Origin of the sequence: Streptomyces sp. CB02959, from assembly GCF_002803155.1 — a bacterium.
GTDB lineage: Bacteria > Actinomycetota > Actinomycetes > Streptomycetales > Streptomycetaceae > Streptomyces.
The window spans coordinates 154917-168455 of the sequence record NZ_NNBP01000004.1; the positions used below are offsets into that span (position 1 = coordinate 154917).

The window sequence follows — 13539 nt, forward strand, 5'->3', positions numbered from 1 at the left end:
TGGTGCCATGACCTACAGCGGAGCAGTGAAGGTCGGCGGACCGGCCGACGTGCACGAGCTGACCGACCTGATGATCTCGAAGGTCGCGGTCGGCCCGATGGACAACAACGCGTACGTGCTGCGGTGTCGTGCGACCGACGAGCAGTTGCTGATCGACGCGGCCGCCGACCCGCACACACTCCTCACCCTGGTCGGCGACAGCGGTCTGGCGTCCGTGGTCACCACGCACCAGCACGGCGACCACTGGGGCGCGCTGCGCGAGGTCGTCGACGCCACCGGCGCGCGGACGTACGCGGGGCGGTACGACGCCGAGGGCATCCCCGTCCCCACGGACGTCCTGGTCGAGGACGGCGACACGATCACCGTCGGCCGGGTCCGGTTGACCGCGCGCCACCTGGTCGGGCACACCCCGGGCAGCATCGCGCTGGTCTACGACGACCCGCACGGCCACCCGCACGTCTTCACCGGGGACTGCCTCTTCCCCGGCGGGGTCGGCAACACCTGGGGCAGCGCCGAACGGTTCGCCAGCCTGGTGGACGGCGTGCAGACCAAGCTCTTCGACCAGCTGCCGGACGAGACCTGGGTCTATCCGGGGCACGGCTCCGACACCACGCTCGGCGCCGAGCGGCCGCACCTCGCCGAGTGGCGGGAGCGCGGCTGGTAGCGGCCGGACGCCCGGCACCGGGCCCGGCGGGCGGACCTCCGCCCGCCGGGCCCGCGTCGTTCGCCGCGGCGCTCAACCGCGGGTGTGCGCCCCGGCCCCGTCGGCCGCCTCCGCGGACTCCTCGGCCGCCTGCCGCCGCGAGGCCCGCAGGCTGGTGACCGTCGTGACGGCCAGCACCGCGCAGATCACGCCCAGCGAGACCGGAATGCTGATCTCCGGGACGGCCACCCCGGACTCGTGCAGGGCGTGCAGCACCAGCTTCACGCCGATGAACCCGAGGATGACCGACAGCCCGTAGGAGAGGTGGACCAGCTTCTTGAGCAGTCCGCCGATCAGGAAGTACAGCTGCCGCAGGCCCATCAGGGCGAAGGCGTTGGCGGTGAAGACGATGTACGGGTCCTGGGTCAGGCCGAAGATCGCCGGGATCGAGTCCAGGGCGAAGAGGACGTCGGTGGTGCCGATCGCCAGCATGACGATCAGCATCGGGGTCATCAGCCGGCGGCCGTTCTCGACGATGAACAGCCTGGTGCCGTGGTACCGGTCGGTGGACGGGAAGCGGCGCTCGACCGCCTTCAGGAAGCGGTTCTCCTCGAACTCCTCGTCCTCCTGGCCGGCCCGCGCCTCCTTGATCAGCTTCCAGGCGGTCCAGATGAGGAACGCGCCGAAGAGGTAGAACACCCAGGAGAAGTTGGCGATGATCGCCGCGCCCGCGCCGATGAATCCGGCCCGCAGCACCAGCGCGATGAGCACCCCGACCATCAGCACCCGCTGCTGGTAGACGGCCGGGACCGCGAACTTGCCCATGATCAGGACGAAGACGAAGAGGTTGTCGACGCTCAGCGACTTCTCGGTGATGAAGCCCGCGAAGAACTCACCGGCCGGCGCGCCCCCGCCGAAGGCCAGCAGGCCGAGTCCGAACAGTACGGCGAGGCCCATCCAGACGCCGGTCCAGATGCCCGCCTCCTTGAGGGACACCTCATGGGGTTTGCGTCCGCCGATGAAGAAATCGACGGCGATCAGGGCACCCAGACCGAGGATGGTCAGCACCCACAGGGTCAGGGAAACGTCCACTGCTTCCTCCGGCATGGTCGTACGGCACACACAGCGTCGTCGCTGCCGGGGATTCCTACACCCCTCCAAAGAAGGGTAAAGGAAGTTCATGAAATGGCAAAGAAAAGGGTAAAACCGCAGGTGAGAGGCGGTTTATGGAACGGCTGACAGGGCCGTTCGGGGTCAGCCCCGCCCGGGGTCCACGGCCGGACGGGCGTCGGCGACCCGGTCCAGGACCCGGCGGATCACCTCGCTGCGCCGGGGCGCGAGGGGCGGCTCGTACGTCCAGGCGTGACCGACCCACGGATCGGCGAGATGGGCGTCGGGAACCGGGGTGATCCGCAGCAGGGCGCGCCAGAGCGGATCCAGCACCGGCCCGTACTCCCGCGCCCGTTCCCGGTCGGCGACCAGCATCAGATGGACCCCGACCGCGGGGCCCTCGTCGGCCAGATAGCGCAGCTGGTTCAGGGCGCGGTCGTCGAAGCCGTGCGGGAAGTCATGGACGATCAGCAGTTGCTCGGCGGGGTCCAGCTCCGGCGGCAGGGCCTCCGTGGCGCGGTGCCGCACCGCCATCTGGAGGAGGTCGACCCGCCGGGTCAGCGCCTCCAGTACGGCGGCCACGCCCCGGGCGCCGGCGGGCGGGGACGCGGGCAGCACCCCGCTCTCCCGCAGCGGGGCGAGCGCCGGTCCGGCCGTGCCGGCGGGGTCGAGGACCTGGACCGCGAACGCACCCGGCGGATGGGCGGCCAGCAGCCGGGCGGCGACCGCGACGGCGGTCTCCAGGGCCAGCCGCGCCAGCGCGGCCTCGTCGGGCGCCGCGTCGGTCAGCGCGCTGCCCAACTCGCGGCGGCCGTACTCCCGCTCGGGGTCGTGCTCGGCGCGCGGATACGGTCCGGGACCGCTGTCGATCCACAGTCCGCGCTCCAGGGGGAGCCGGACGAGCAGCGGGATGCGCAGGCCGGGGGCCTCCGGGAGGTGCAGATCGCCCAGCCGCACCGCCATCGGGTGCTGCCGCGGGACCTCGTAGCCGTGCCACACCGGGTGGTCCCAACGGGCGAGGGCGGGCGGTAGCGCGGGCTCGACCACCTCCGACTCGGCGGTCAGCTGGGCGAGGTCGCGGTCGAGGACCGCGCGGGCCCGGTCGACCAGGTCGGTGTGCCGGTCCCGGGCGGCGGCGCGGGCGGCCTCGGCGGCGTCGCCCAGGCGGGCGCCGGGGTCGGCGAGCGCCGCGTCGAGCTCGCGCTCCAGTCGGGAGGCGGCGAAACCGGCGGCGCTGCGGTACGCCGCGACCGACCGGGCCAGATCCTCGAACATGCCGCGGACCTGGTTGTAGAGCCGCTCCTCCATGCTCCAGCCGTTGGCGTCGCCGGCGACCGGGGCGGTCGGGCCCGCCGGGTCGCCCGGGGCCGTGGCCGGACCGGTGGGGGCTGAGGGCGTGGACGGCGTGGACGGGGCCGCGGGGGCCGGCTCGGGGACGGTGGGCCGCCCGGGGTGGCGGTAGTCGACCCGGCCGCCGGAGGGCGGGGCGGCGGGGCCCGCCGCCGGGGTGCCGGGGGTGCCCGCGGTGGTCCCTGCCGCCGGTCGCTCGGGGCGGCGCTCGGCCGCCGCCCCGGGCGCCGCCGCCGTCGGGGCCCGGTGGTGGCCGGCCGCCTCCTCGATCTCCGCGGCCAGCTCCGCGGCCCGTCGCAACCCCAGATCATGCAGCAGCTCCGCCAGTCCGCCGGCGTACCCCTGGCCCACGGCGCGGATCCGCCAGGCGCCCCGCCGGCGGTAGAGCTCGACGGCGACCAGCGCGGACTCGGCGCCCAGGCCGGTGACGGGGTAGGCGACGAGGGGGGTGCCGTCGACGCGTGTCACGGCGATCGACGGCGCGGCGGCGGCGGCGCCGAAGCTGCGCGGCGCGCCGGGCCCGCCCGGCAGCGCCAGCAGCACGCTCACCCGGTGCACCTCCGCGGGCAGCGCGTCGAGCGCGACCGCGACGCGCTGCCCGGCGGCCGCCCCGGAGGGAACCTCGACGCCGGGCCGGTGGGGCGCCCCCGGATGGACCACCGCCTCGGCGCCCGGCGGCCGGCCCTGCTCGTCGCCGAGCACGACCGCGACCAGGACGGGCCCGGCGGCCGCGATCCGGATCTCCACCCGGGTGCCGTCCAGTGGGTGGTTCTGCCCCCGGACCAGCTCCGCCGTCATCGTCGTCCCCTTGTGTGTCGTACCGGTGGTGGGCGGTGTGTCGACCGGTCGCTGGTCGGTGCCGCGGTGCCTACAGGTGCGGCCGGATCGCCGGCACCAGGTCCTCGAAGGTGCGGCCGGCGGCGGGCTCGCCGATGGCGGTCAACTGCCAGCCGTCGCCGGAACGGTGCACCTTGCACATGACCTGCGCGGTGTGGTCGCCGCCGCCGGTGAGGGTGTAGCGCGCCAGTTCCTGGCCGGTGGTCTCGTCCACCAGCCGGCAGAACGCGTCCTGGACCTCGGCGAAGGTCTGGCCGGTGAAGGAGTTGACGGTGAACACGATCTGGTCGACGTGGACCGGCACCCGTTCCAGGTCGACCAGGATCGACTCGTCGTCACCCCCCTGGCCGGCCCCGCCGACGCGGTTGTCGCCGGTGTGCCGGACCGCGCCGTCGTCACTGGTGAGGCGCTGGAAGTAGACCACGTCGGCGGGGCTGTCGTCGGCGAAGAGCAGCGCCGAGGCGTCCAGGTCGATCTCCTGGGTGCGGCGCCCGAACAGGCCGCGGCGCGGCGCCGACCGCCATCCCAGACCCATCCGGACCGCGGTCAGCGTCCCCCCGTCGGACTTCCGCAGGCTGATGCCCTGCCCCTTGGACAAGTCGACCGACACGTGCCGTCCCCTCCTCGCCGTCCCGTCCGCCGTTTCAGCGGCCCCTGCCGACCCTACGCACGTGGGCGGGCGGCGGCGCGGCGGGCCTGCCGTCTGTGGCGGTTCTGCAACACGCCCGTGCAGGTCCGCGGCGCGACCACCGTCGCCCGGCGTGCGTGCCGCGGACCCGGCCGCTACTTCAGTCCGGCCTCCTTCATCTGCCGCAGCTCCTTCTTCAGCTCGCCGACCTCGTCCCGGAGCCGGGCCGCGACCTCGAACTGCAACTCCGCGGCAGCCGCCCGCATCCGCTCCGTCAGCTCTTCGATCGTCTCGGCGAGTTCGGCGGCGGGACGATCCGTCAGGACCTCGCCGCCCTTGCCGCCCTTGCCCTTGGCGGCCTTGCCCGCCTTGCCGGCCTTCCCGCCGAGCGCCGGGACCGGTGCCTTGGCCTTGCCGTCCTTGTCGCCGGCCTTGCGGTAGCCGGAGCCCAGCAGCTCCTGGGTGTCGAGCTCCTCGCGGGCGAGGGTGGCGACGATGTCGCCGATCTTCTTGCGGAGCGGCTGCGGGTCGATGCCGTTCTCCTTGTTGTACGCCAGCTGCTTCTCCCGACGGCGATTGGTCTCCTCGATGGCCTTCTCCATCGCCGGGGTGATCTTGTCGGCGTACATGTGCACCTGGCCGGAGACGTTGCGAGCCGCGCGGCCGATGGTCTGGATCAGCGAGGTGCCGGAGCGCAGGAAGCCCTCCTTGTCGGCGTCCAGGATCGCCACCAGGGAGACCTCCGGCAGGTCCAGGCCCTCCCGGAGGAGGTTGATGCCGACGAGCACGTCGAACTCGCCCGACCGCAGTTCGCGCAGCAGCTCCACGCGCCGCAGGGTGTCCACGTCGCTGTGCAGGTAGCGGACCTGGATGCCGAGCTCCAGGAAGTAGTCGGTGAGGTCCTCGGCCATCTTCTTGGTGAGGGTGGTGACCAGGACCCGCTCGTCCTTCTCGGTGCGCTTGCGGATCTCGTGCACCAGGTCGTCGATCTGCCCGTCGGTGGGCTTGACCACCACCTCCGGGTCGATCAGGCCGGTCGGCCGGATGATCTGCTCCACGAAGCCGTCGCCGCGGGACAGCTCGTACGGGCCCGGCGTCGCGGAGAGGTAGACGGTCTGGCCGACCCGCCCCAGGAACTCCTCCCACTTCAGCGGCCGGTTGTCCAGCGCGGACGGGAGCCGGAAGCCGTGGTCGACGAGGGTGCGCTTGCGGGAGGCGTCGCCCTCGTACATGGCGCCGATCTGCGGGACGGTGACGTGCGACTCGTCGATGACCAGCAGGAAGTCTTCCGGGAAGTAGTCGAGGAGGGTGTTGGGCGCCGTGCCCGGCTCACGGTCGTCCAGGTGCATCGAGTAGTTCTCGATGCCCGAGCAGGAGCCGATCTGCCGCATCATCTCGATGTCGTAGGTGGTGCGCATCCGCAGCCGCTGGGCCTCCAGCAGCTTGCCCTGCTTCTCCAGGGTGGCGAGCCGGTCCGCCAGTTCCGCCTCGATCCCGGCGACGGCCTTCTCCAGGCGCTCGGGGCCGGCGATGTAGTGGCTGGCGGGGAAGACGTACAGCTGCTGGTCGTCGCTGATCACCTCGCCGGTGAGCGGGTGCAGGGTGGACAGCGCCTCGATCTCGTCGCCGAACATCTCGATCCGGACGGCCAGCTCCTCGTAGACCGGGAAGATCTCGATGGTGTCGCCGCGGACCCGGAAGGTGCCCCGGGTGAACGCCACGTCGTTGCGGGTGTACTGAATGTCGACGAAGCGGCGCAGCAGCTGGTCCCGGTCGATCTCGTCACCGACCCTGAGGGGCACCATCCGGTCGACGTACTCCTGGGGCGTACCCAGGCCGTAGATGCAGGAGACCGAGGCGACGACGATGACGTCCCGCCGGGTGAGGAGGGAGTTCGTCGCGGAGTGGCGCAGCCGTTCGACCTCCTCGTTGATGGAGGAGTCCTTCTCGATGTACGTATCGGACTGGGGGACGTACGCCTCGGGCTGGTAGTAGTCGTAGTAGGAGACGAAGTACTCGACGGCGTTGTTGGGCAGCAGCTCGCGGAATTCGTTGGCGAGCTGCGCCGCGAGGGTCTTGTTGGGTGCCATCACCAGCGTCGGGCGCTGCAGCTTCTCGATCATCCACGCGGTGGTCGCCGACTTGCCGGTACCGGTCGCGCCCAGCAGGACGACGTCCTTCTCACCGCCGCGGATGCGCCGTTCCAGCTCGGCGATGGCCGCCGGCTGGTCGCCGCTGGGCTGGTAGGAGCTGACGACCTCGAAGGGCGCCACCGTGCGTTCGATCTTGGAAACGGGCCGCATGGGATCCACCGTACGACCCGCCACTGACAATCGGTGCCGCATCGGACCTGACCTGCGGTTTTCCGAGGGCCGCCGGAGTGCTGGGACGCCCGGTCCGGCCCCGGCCGAGCCGTGGGCGCTCCACCGGCACGATCACGGTGGCCGCCCCGGGCCAGGGCGTCACGGCCGGCCGGAATGATATGCCCTGGGCACGGGCGGCAAAACCGGTCAACTGCCCGAGGGGTGACTCCTCGTCGGCCGAGATGCGCGGATGCCGCGGCTCCGGCAAGTTGGACGACGGCGGGACGTATGTCTGCTGCACGGCCATTCCGGGCATCCTGCAACTGCGACGCTCCGCACGGATAACCGGCCATTGTTCGTTCAGCGCCCGGCCACCGCACGTCCGCCTCCCCCTCCGGCCCGGCTGCGAGCCTCCGTCTGTCCGTCCGCCCCGTTCACCTCACTTCACGTCAGCTCCCTACCACGACGTCACGAGGAGTCCGTATGCGTATTCGCCCCGTCGCCGCCCTCGCCGGTGCGCTCCTGGGTCTCTCCGCGCTCGTCCTCCCCGCCAGCGGCGCCCAGGCCGCGGCCCACGGACATGGCCCTGTGGTGGTCGGCCACCGCGGCGCCGCGGCCTACGCACCCGAAAACACGCTCGCCTCGGTCGACGCGGCGCACCGGCTCGGGATCTCCTGGGTCGAGAACGACGTCCAGCGCACCAAGGACGGCGAGCTGGTCGTCCTGCACGACACCTCGCTGGCCAGGACGACCAACGTCAAGAAGGTCTTCCCGAACCGCTCCCCCTGGAACGTCGGCGACTTCACGCTCCGGGAGATCGAGAAGCTCGACGCGGGCAGCTGGTTCGGCGCGAAGTTCAAGGGAGTGCGGGTGCCGACCCTTGAGGACTACCTGGACAAGGTCGAGCACAACGGCCAGCGGCTGCTGATGGAGCTGAAGAACCCGGAGCTCTACCCCGGGATCGAGCGGCAGGCTCTCCGGGAGCTGCGCCGTGACGGCTGGCTGGACAGCGGGCACCTCAAGCGCCGTCTGATCGTCCAGAGCTTCAACGCCGACGCGATCAAGAAGGTCCACCGCCTGAACCCGGCGGTCACGACGGGCTTCCTCGGCAACCCCCCGGTGGCCGACCTGCCCAAGTACGCCGCATACTGCGATCAGATCAATCCGCCCCACACCGCCGTCACCCATGCGTACGTGAAAGCCGTACACGCGCTGCGAGGCCCGCACCACCGGCCGCTGGAGCTCTACACCTGGACCGTCGACGACGCCAAGGCCGCGGTCGGCTCCGCCGGCCTGGGGGTCGACGGGGTCATCAGCAACAAGCCCGACGTGGTGCGCAGGGCACTGGCCGACGCGGGCTACTGACCGCCCGGCGCGGCGGGTGACGGAGCCGGCGGCGGCCGCCGGGGCCGTTTCCCGCCGCGTTGTCGGTGGCCGGTCCTACCCTGGGGCATGTGACGAACGCAGAGCACGCTCCAGGACCCGCCGCGGCGCCGGACGCCGCCCCGGAGGCGGTCCGCCAAGCCCGCCGCGACTGGGCCTGGACGCGCATCGGGACCCCGATCGGCCCGCTGCTGCTGGCGGCGACGCGGGAGGGCCTGGTCAAGATCGCCTTCCATGCCGACGAGCGGGTGACCCGACGGACGCTGACCCGACTGGAGGACACCTTCGGCGGGCCGCCGCTCCCGGAGATACCCCATCTGGCGACGGCCACCGCCGAGCTCGCCCGCTACTTCTCCGGTGAACTGCGGGCCTTCACAGTCCCCCTGGACTGGTCGCTGTCGGGCGGCTTCAACGCCCGGGTGCTGCACACGCTGGCCGCCGGCGTCCCGTACGGCGGCGTGGTCGGCTATCAGGACCTGGCCGACCGGGTCGGGGAGCCGGGCGCGGCCCGGGCGGTGGGCGCGGCGATGGGGTCCAATCCGCTTCCCGTGGTCGTCCCCTGCCATCGGGTGGTGGCCAGCGACGGCGGGATCGGCGGCTTCGGCGGCGGTCTGGAGACCAAGCGGCTGCTGCTGGCCCTGGAGGGCGTGCTCCCCGCTCCCCTGTTCTGAGCGCCGCCCGGCCGCTCTCCCGAGTGCTTCCCGTCCGTTCCCCGGGTGCTTCCCGTCCGCTCCCTGTCCCCGCCGCCGGGCTCCGTCCCGCCGGCCGGCACCGTCCACGAAGGGCCGCGCATGTCCCGTCAGATCGCCCTGCTCCGCGGTATCAACGTCGGAGGCCACAATTCCTTCCCCAAGGCCCGCCAGCTGGAGCTGGCCCGTTCCCTGGGGCTGGAGGAGGTCTCCGTCCTGCTGCAGACGGGCAACATCGTCTTCGCCGACCCGGGGACGCCGCCGGCGGAGACGGCCCGGCGGATCGAGGAGCGGATCGCGGCCGACCTGGGCCTGACGGTGCCGGTGGTCGTGCGGACCAGGGGCGAGCTGGCCGCCACGGTCGCCGGGAACCCGTTCCCGGCGGCCGTGCCGGAGCCCAGGACCCTGCACGTGACGTTCCTGTCGGAGGTGCCAGCCGACCCGGCCCGGCTGGACGCGCTCGACCAGGCCGCGTACGCACCGGACCGGTTCCGGCTGATCGGCCGCGAGCTGTACCTGTGGTGCCCGCAGGGCATCGGGCGCTCCAAGCTCGCCGAGGCGGTCGGCCGGGCCCGGCTCGGTGTGACGGCGACCGCGCGCAACTGGAACACCGTCACCAAGCTCCTGGCGCTGGCCGACGCCTGATCTGCCTGCGGGGGCCCGGGGCTGGGATCGGCTCCGGGCGCGGCGCGGGCGTCAGCGCCAGCCGTGGAGCTCCCGCAGCCGGTTGGCGACGAGGTTGAAGCGGCCCCGGTCGAGCGCGCACGCCTCTCGTCGCATCCCGTCCGCGTGGACCCGCAGCACCCGGTCCGCGGCCACCCAGGAGTCGCGCCCCGCGCGGTCCCAGGGGCCCGCGCCGATCGCCACCCAGTCCCGGTCGTCGTTGTGACGCTTGCTCGACAGCTGCACGGCCAGCAGCGTCCCGGCCGCCTCCCGCGCCACGACCAGCACCGGCCGGTCCTTGCCGCGGCCGTCGTTCTCCTCGAAGGGGACCCAGGTCCAGACGATCTCGCCGGGGTCGGGGTCGCCGTCCGGGTCGGGAGCGTAGGACATCGACACGGTTCCGACGGCGCGCGGCGGGATCTCCACGGTCGCGGTGGGGCCTTGGCTGCCGGGCAGGGGCGGGTGCGAGTCTGCTGCGTTGAACGAGGTCGTCATCCCCCGCACGCTACCGGCCGCGGTGAACACGCTGTCGGGCGGCCTGCGTCGGGCCGTCCGCGGTCGATTGTCAGTGGTCGGCCGTACGGTTTTTCACAGCGGGGGCGGTCGCCGGGACCGTCACGGCGGGGGGGAGCACCATGTCCGAGCACACGACGTATCGGGAACCGCCCCAAGAAGGCGGCGAGGCAAGGGAGTTGCCCGGTGTTCCCGTGGGGGGCACCGTGGGCGGGGCGCGACCCGGGCGGCTCGTTCGCCGGCCGTGTGCGCGGCGGCCGGTCCGCTCAGTCGGCGGCTCCGTTCCAGGCCGGCCGGCGGGGGTCGTCGGCCCGTACGACGACGTCCGCCGCCTCCTCGGGCCGGGTCTCGGCGTCGTAGCGGGTGAACGCCGGGAGCGTCCAGCGCTGGTCCTGCGGGGTGCGGCGGGAGAGCGCGCCCGGGGACAGCTTCAGATGCACGGAGAGATCGAACGGAAACCACTGCCCGAGCAGCAGCGGGCCGTGCAGCAAGAGCACGCCGCCGGGCGGCAGTTCCACGTAGGCGCTGCGCGTCGCCCGGTCCGCCACCGGGTCCCAGAGGTCCGAGAGCACCCGCCCGGTGCCGCCCGGCTCCAACGGCTGGAACAGCTCGCGCCACAGGGCCCGCCGGTCGAACCACTCGTCGTAGTAGGCATCCGGGTCCTCCCGGCCGTACTCCAGTCGCAGCGAGGCGGGCCGCAGAAAGCCGTCGGCGCCGGCCTCGTGCACCGCCCGCCCCCTCAGCCGCAGCGCCTCGGCGAGCCGCCCGGCGAGGTCTCCGGGAGCGGCAGCGGGAGCCCCGTCGACCGCCACCCGCAGCCAGGGGCTCCCGTCGTGCGCCGTCAGCCTGTCGATGCGCCCGGCGAGCGCATCGGTGAGCCGTTCCCAGGTGATCGCTTCGAGCCGCACCCGGCCATTGTGCCCCGGCGGCGGGTGCCGGGCGCCCGGGGTCAGCGGGATCGCGGTCCGCTGGGCGGGAAGCCGTTCTGGACGTCCCCGGAGACCAACCCGACCTGCATCACCATCCCGTGCGAACCACCACTGATGTTGTTGTGGATGTCCCGCACGGTGCCCTGGGTCTGCTGCTGGGGCGCCACCTCGTCGAGCAGTCGGCGCAGTTCGGCCGCCGCGGCCGGGTCCTCGGCGAGCAGCCGCCGCAGCCGGGCCTTCCAGACCACGGCCACCCCTTGGGCCACCTCCTCGTCGCCGTCCTCCTGGGCGATGACGACGTCGGTGCGCGCCTGGTCCAGCTCGCGTTCGACCGCCGCCTCCTCCTCCGCACCGCTGCGCCGGGCGAGCAGGGCCGCCATCCGCCGGCGGACCGCGCCCCAGCCCTCGGTCGCCATCTGCTGCACCAGCGTCGTCGCCCCCGCCGTCGCGAGCGCCACCAGTTCCGCTTCCATCGGACCCCCTTGTGTGTCGTGCGCGTCGTGTCGCGCTGGTGCCACGGTAGAGAGGCGGGCCGCCTCATGAACAGCAGCGCCGCCGGGTGCCGCCGCGATCCGGGTTCAGGAGTCCGAGGTCGGCCGGGCCGCGCCGTGGCGGCTGAGTACGGCCGCCGCCTCCTTCGTCGCCTCGATGACGCGGTCGGGGGCCTGCGGCATCACGGTCTTCTGCTTGAGCAGCAGCACCGCGCCCATGATGGACCCGTCCCACATGATCGGCGCGGCACAGGAGTTCCAGCCGGCCATGCACTCCTCGTAGCCGAGCGCGTGGCCGAGGTCGCGGACCTCCGCCAGGGAGGCCAGCAGCGCGTCGTTGTCCCGGTAGACGCCGGGGCCGGCCTGTTCGGGGACGGGCTCGGCCAGTACGCGCTGCTGGAGGACGTCCGGGAGGTAGGCGAGGATGGTGCGCCCGGAGGCACCGGTGCGCAGGGAGCGGGTCACGGACAGCACGTCCCGCGGTGTCATGCCGAGTTCGGCGAGGTCGGAGTCGCCGACGGCCATGTCGACGCACTGCCGCTGCGCGCCGGAGAACGGCGCCACCATGTAGAGGAACACCAGCCCGTTCCCGGTCGCCTCGCGCAGGTCGCTCAGGACGGTCTGCGCACCGTCGAGGCGGTGGTCGAGCGCGGTGAAGGCGAGTTGGACGGCCGAGGTCCGCAGGCGGTAGAGGCCGCGGTCCACCCGTTCGAAGATCCGCTGGTAGATGCCGGATTGCAGGATGCGGTAGACGACGGAGTCGTCCAGGCCGGTGAACTCCGCGATCTCACCGGGTCCGTGGGCGGATCCGCCGAGTTCGGCGAAGGCCGTCTGGACGAGGAAGACCCGCTCGGCATGGCCGGATCCGGACGTCCGGGAGCCGGCGGCGGCCGTGCCCCCGCGGGCCTGGCCGGTGTGCTGCGCGGCCTCCGGAGCCGTGGACTGCGACGCTGCGGTGCGATGGCCCATCGTGTGCTCTCCTCCCTGGCAGTGGTCCGCGCCCGAAGGCGAACGGCGTGTGCGGTGCGGGGCGCCCCGCCCCCGATGCCTCCGGCGTCACCGGTTCACGTCGAGGGCGAGTTTCCCGGTCGGGGTGCGGGCGGCGAGGTCGTGGTGCGCCTGCGCCGCCTCCCCGAGCGCGTAGGTGGTACCGGTCAGTGTCGTGAGGGAGCCGTCGGCGACGGCGTCGAACAGCGCCCGCATGGACGTCGGCAGCGCGGTGCGGTCCCCGTAGAGCTGGGGCAGCCAGAAGCCCGAGACGGTGAGGGAGCGCTCCATCAGTTCGCGGGTGGACACGTCCGCCAACTCCCCGCCGGCGAAGCCGTAGACGGCGAGGCGGCCGCGCGGCGCGACGGCGGCCAGGGTCCGGGCGAAGGTGGCGCCGCCGGTCATCTCCAGCGCCGTCTCGACCGGCCCGCCGGCCGCGTCCAGGATGCGCTCCGTGAGGTCCTCCGCCGTGGAGTCGACGACCGCGTGCGCGCCCAGGTCCAGGGCCAGTTGGCGCTTGGCCGCGGACCCGGCGAGACCGATGACCCGCGCGCCGGCCCGGGCCGCGAGCTGGACGGCCAGTGTGCCGACCCCGCCCGCCGCGGCCGGGACGACGACGGTCTCGCCCTTGGTGAGGCGCAGCGCGGTGAACAGCAGATGCCAGGCGCTGTTGCCCTGGAGGGCCAGCGCGACCGCCTGCTCGTCGCTGACGGCGTCGGGGACGTCCCAGGTGACGCGGCGGTGCAGCAGCGCGCGTTCCGCGTATCCGCCGCCGCGGGTGAGTCCCACGACCCGTCGGCCGTCGATGGTGCCCACGACTTCGTTGCCGGGTGTGTAGGGCAGTTCGACCGGGGCGAGGTAGGTGTCCCCACGGACGTGCACATCGGCGTAGTTGACACCGGCCAGGGCCACCTCGACGAGTGCGTGACCGGCGCGGGGCGCCGGCTCGGGGGCGTCCTCCAGCCGGAGCACGTCCGGGCCGCCGAATTCTCGCATCACGATCGCGCGCACGA

At 73.0% G+C, this 13539-nt stretch carries 13 protein-coding genes; 4 read left to right on the plus strand and 9 right to left on the minus strand.

All coding sequences use genetic code 11. The annotated features are described in order from the left end of the window. Positions 1-7: 7 nt before the first annotated feature. A complete protein-coding gene (locus CG747_RS08680; RefSeq protein ID WP_100601064.1) occupies positions 8-664 on the plus strand; it encodes an MBL fold metallo-hydrolase in 657 nt (218 codons plus the stop codon). A gap of 72 nt (positions 665-736) precedes the next feature. On the opposite strand, the gene CG747_RS08685 is transcribed toward CG747_RS08680, so the two are convergent. The 4 genes from CG747_RS08685 to uvrB all read right to left on the minus strand — a co-directional run bounded on the left by CG747_RS08685 (position 737) and on the right by uvrB (position 6871). Continuing rightward, complete coding sequence (locus CG747_RS08685) at positions 737-1735, minus strand: TerC family protein (protein WP_100601065.1); 999 nt, start codon at positions 1733-1735, stop codon at positions 737-739. Between the two features lie 162 nt (positions 1736-1897). Next, complete coding sequence (locus tag CG747_RS08690; RefSeq protein ID WP_100601066.1) at positions 1898-3901, minus strand: TerD family protein; 2004 nt, start codon at positions 3899-3901, stop codon at positions 1898-1900. A gap of 70 nt (positions 3902-3971) precedes the next feature. Continuing rightward, positions 3972-4550 carry a TerD family protein gene (locus tag CG747_RS08695; protein ID WP_100601067.1) on the minus strand — a complete coding sequence of 193 codons (579 nt, stop codon included), beginning with the start codon at positions 4548-4550 and terminating at the stop codon, positions 3972-3974. A gap of 173 nt (positions 4551-4723) precedes the next feature. Beyond that, complete coding sequence (uvrB, locus tag CG747_RS08700) at positions 4724-6871, minus strand: excinuclease ABC subunit UvrB (RefSeq protein WP_100601068.1); 2148 nt, start codon at positions 6869-6871, stop codon at positions 4724-4726. 483 nt (positions 6872-7354) lie between these two features. Here uvrB and CG747_RS08705 point away from each other — a divergent pair, with 483 nt between their 5' ends. From CG747_RS08705 to CG747_RS08715, 3 genes are all read left to right on the plus strand, one after another. Further along, positions 7355-8236, plus strand: a complete 882-nt coding sequence (locus tag CG747_RS08705) for a glycerophosphodiester phosphodiesterase family protein (RefSeq protein WP_100601069.1) — start codon at positions 7355-7357, stop codon at positions 8234-8236. Positions 8237-8325: 89 nt separating this feature from the next. After that, a complete protein-coding gene (locus CG747_RS08710) occupies positions 8326-8925 on the plus strand; it encodes a methylated-DNA--[protein]-cysteine S-methyltransferase (RefSeq protein ID WP_100601070.1) in 600 nt (199 codons plus the stop codon). 120 nt (positions 8926-9045) lie between these two features. Further along, positions 9046-9588 carry a DUF1697 domain-containing protein gene (locus tag CG747_RS08715; protein WP_100601071.1) on the plus strand — a complete coding sequence of 181 codons (543 nt, stop codon included), beginning with the start codon at positions 9046-9048 and terminating at the stop codon, positions 9586-9588. 51 nt (positions 9589-9639) lie between these two features. Here CG747_RS08715 and CG747_RS08720 read toward each other — a convergent pair whose 3' ends face one another. The 5 genes from CG747_RS08720 to CG747_RS08740 form a co-directional block, all read right to left on the minus strand. Beyond that, the gene (locus CG747_RS08720; protein ID WP_100601072.1) at positions 9640-10101 is read right to left on the minus strand and encodes a type II toxin-antitoxin system PemK/MazF family toxin; all 462 of its coding nucleotides are present in this window, start codon (positions 10099-10101) and stop codon (positions 9640-9642) included. A 284-nt stretch (positions 10102-10385) separates the two neighbouring features. Beyond that, entirely contained in the window at positions 10386-11027 is a 642-nt protein-coding gene (locus CG747_RS08725) for a uridine kinase (RefSeq protein ID WP_100601073.1), read from the minus strand. Positions 11028-11068: 41 nt separating this feature from the next. Next, entirely contained in the window at positions 11069-11521 is a 453-nt protein-coding gene (locus CG747_RS08730) for a hypothetical protein (protein ID WP_100601074.1), read from the minus strand. 105 nt (positions 11522-11626) lie between these two features. After that, positions 11627-12508 carry an IclR family transcriptional regulator C-terminal domain-containing protein gene (locus tag CG747_RS08735; RefSeq protein ID WP_100601075.1) on the minus strand — a complete coding sequence of 294 codons (882 nt, stop codon included), beginning with the start codon at positions 12506-12508 and terminating at the stop codon, positions 11627-11629. A gap of 87 nt (positions 12509-12595) precedes the next feature. After that, entirely contained in the window at positions 12596-13537 is a 942-nt protein-coding gene (locus CG747_RS08740; protein WP_100601076.1) for a zinc-binding dehydrogenase, read from the minus strand. Positions 13538-13539: the final 2 nt, after the last annotated feature.

What these genes read in the sequence shown, in the direction of transcription:
- uvrB (WP_100601068.1), bottom strand. Translation starts at nt 6,871, where the DNA reads ATGCGGCCCGTTTCCAAGATCGAACGCACGGTGGCGCCCTTCGAGGTC.
- CG747_RS08730 (WP_100601074.1), bottom strand. Translation starts at nt 11,521, where the DNA reads ATGGAAGCGGAACTGGTGGCGCTCGCGACGGCGGGGGCGACGACGCTG.
- CG747_RS08735 (WP_100601075.1), bottom strand. Translation starts at nt 12,508, where the DNA reads ATGGGCCATCGCACCGCAGCGTCGCAGTCCACGGCTCCGGAGGCCGCG.
- CG747_RS08720 (WP_100601072.1), bottom strand. Translation starts at nt 10,101, where the DNA reads ATGACGACCTCGTTCAACGCAGCAGACTCGCACCCGCCCCTGCCCGGC.
- CG747_RS08690 (WP_100601066.1), bottom strand. Translation starts at nt 3,901, where the DNA reads ATGACGGCGGAGCTGGTCCGGGGGCAGAACCACCCACTGGACGGCACC.
- CG747_RS08715 (WP_100601071.1), top strand. Translation starts at nt 9,046, where the DNA reads ATGTCCCGTCAGATCGCCCTGCTCCGCGGTATCAACGTCGGAGGCCAC.
- CG747_RS08705 (WP_100601069.1), top strand. Translation starts at nt 7,355, where the DNA reads ATGCGTATTCGCCCCGTCGCCGCCCTCGCCGGTGCGCTCCTGGGTCTC.
- CG747_RS08680 (WP_100601064.1), top strand. Translation starts at nt 8, where the DNA reads ATGACCTACAGCGGAGCAGTGAAGGTCGGCGGACCGGCCGACGTGCAC.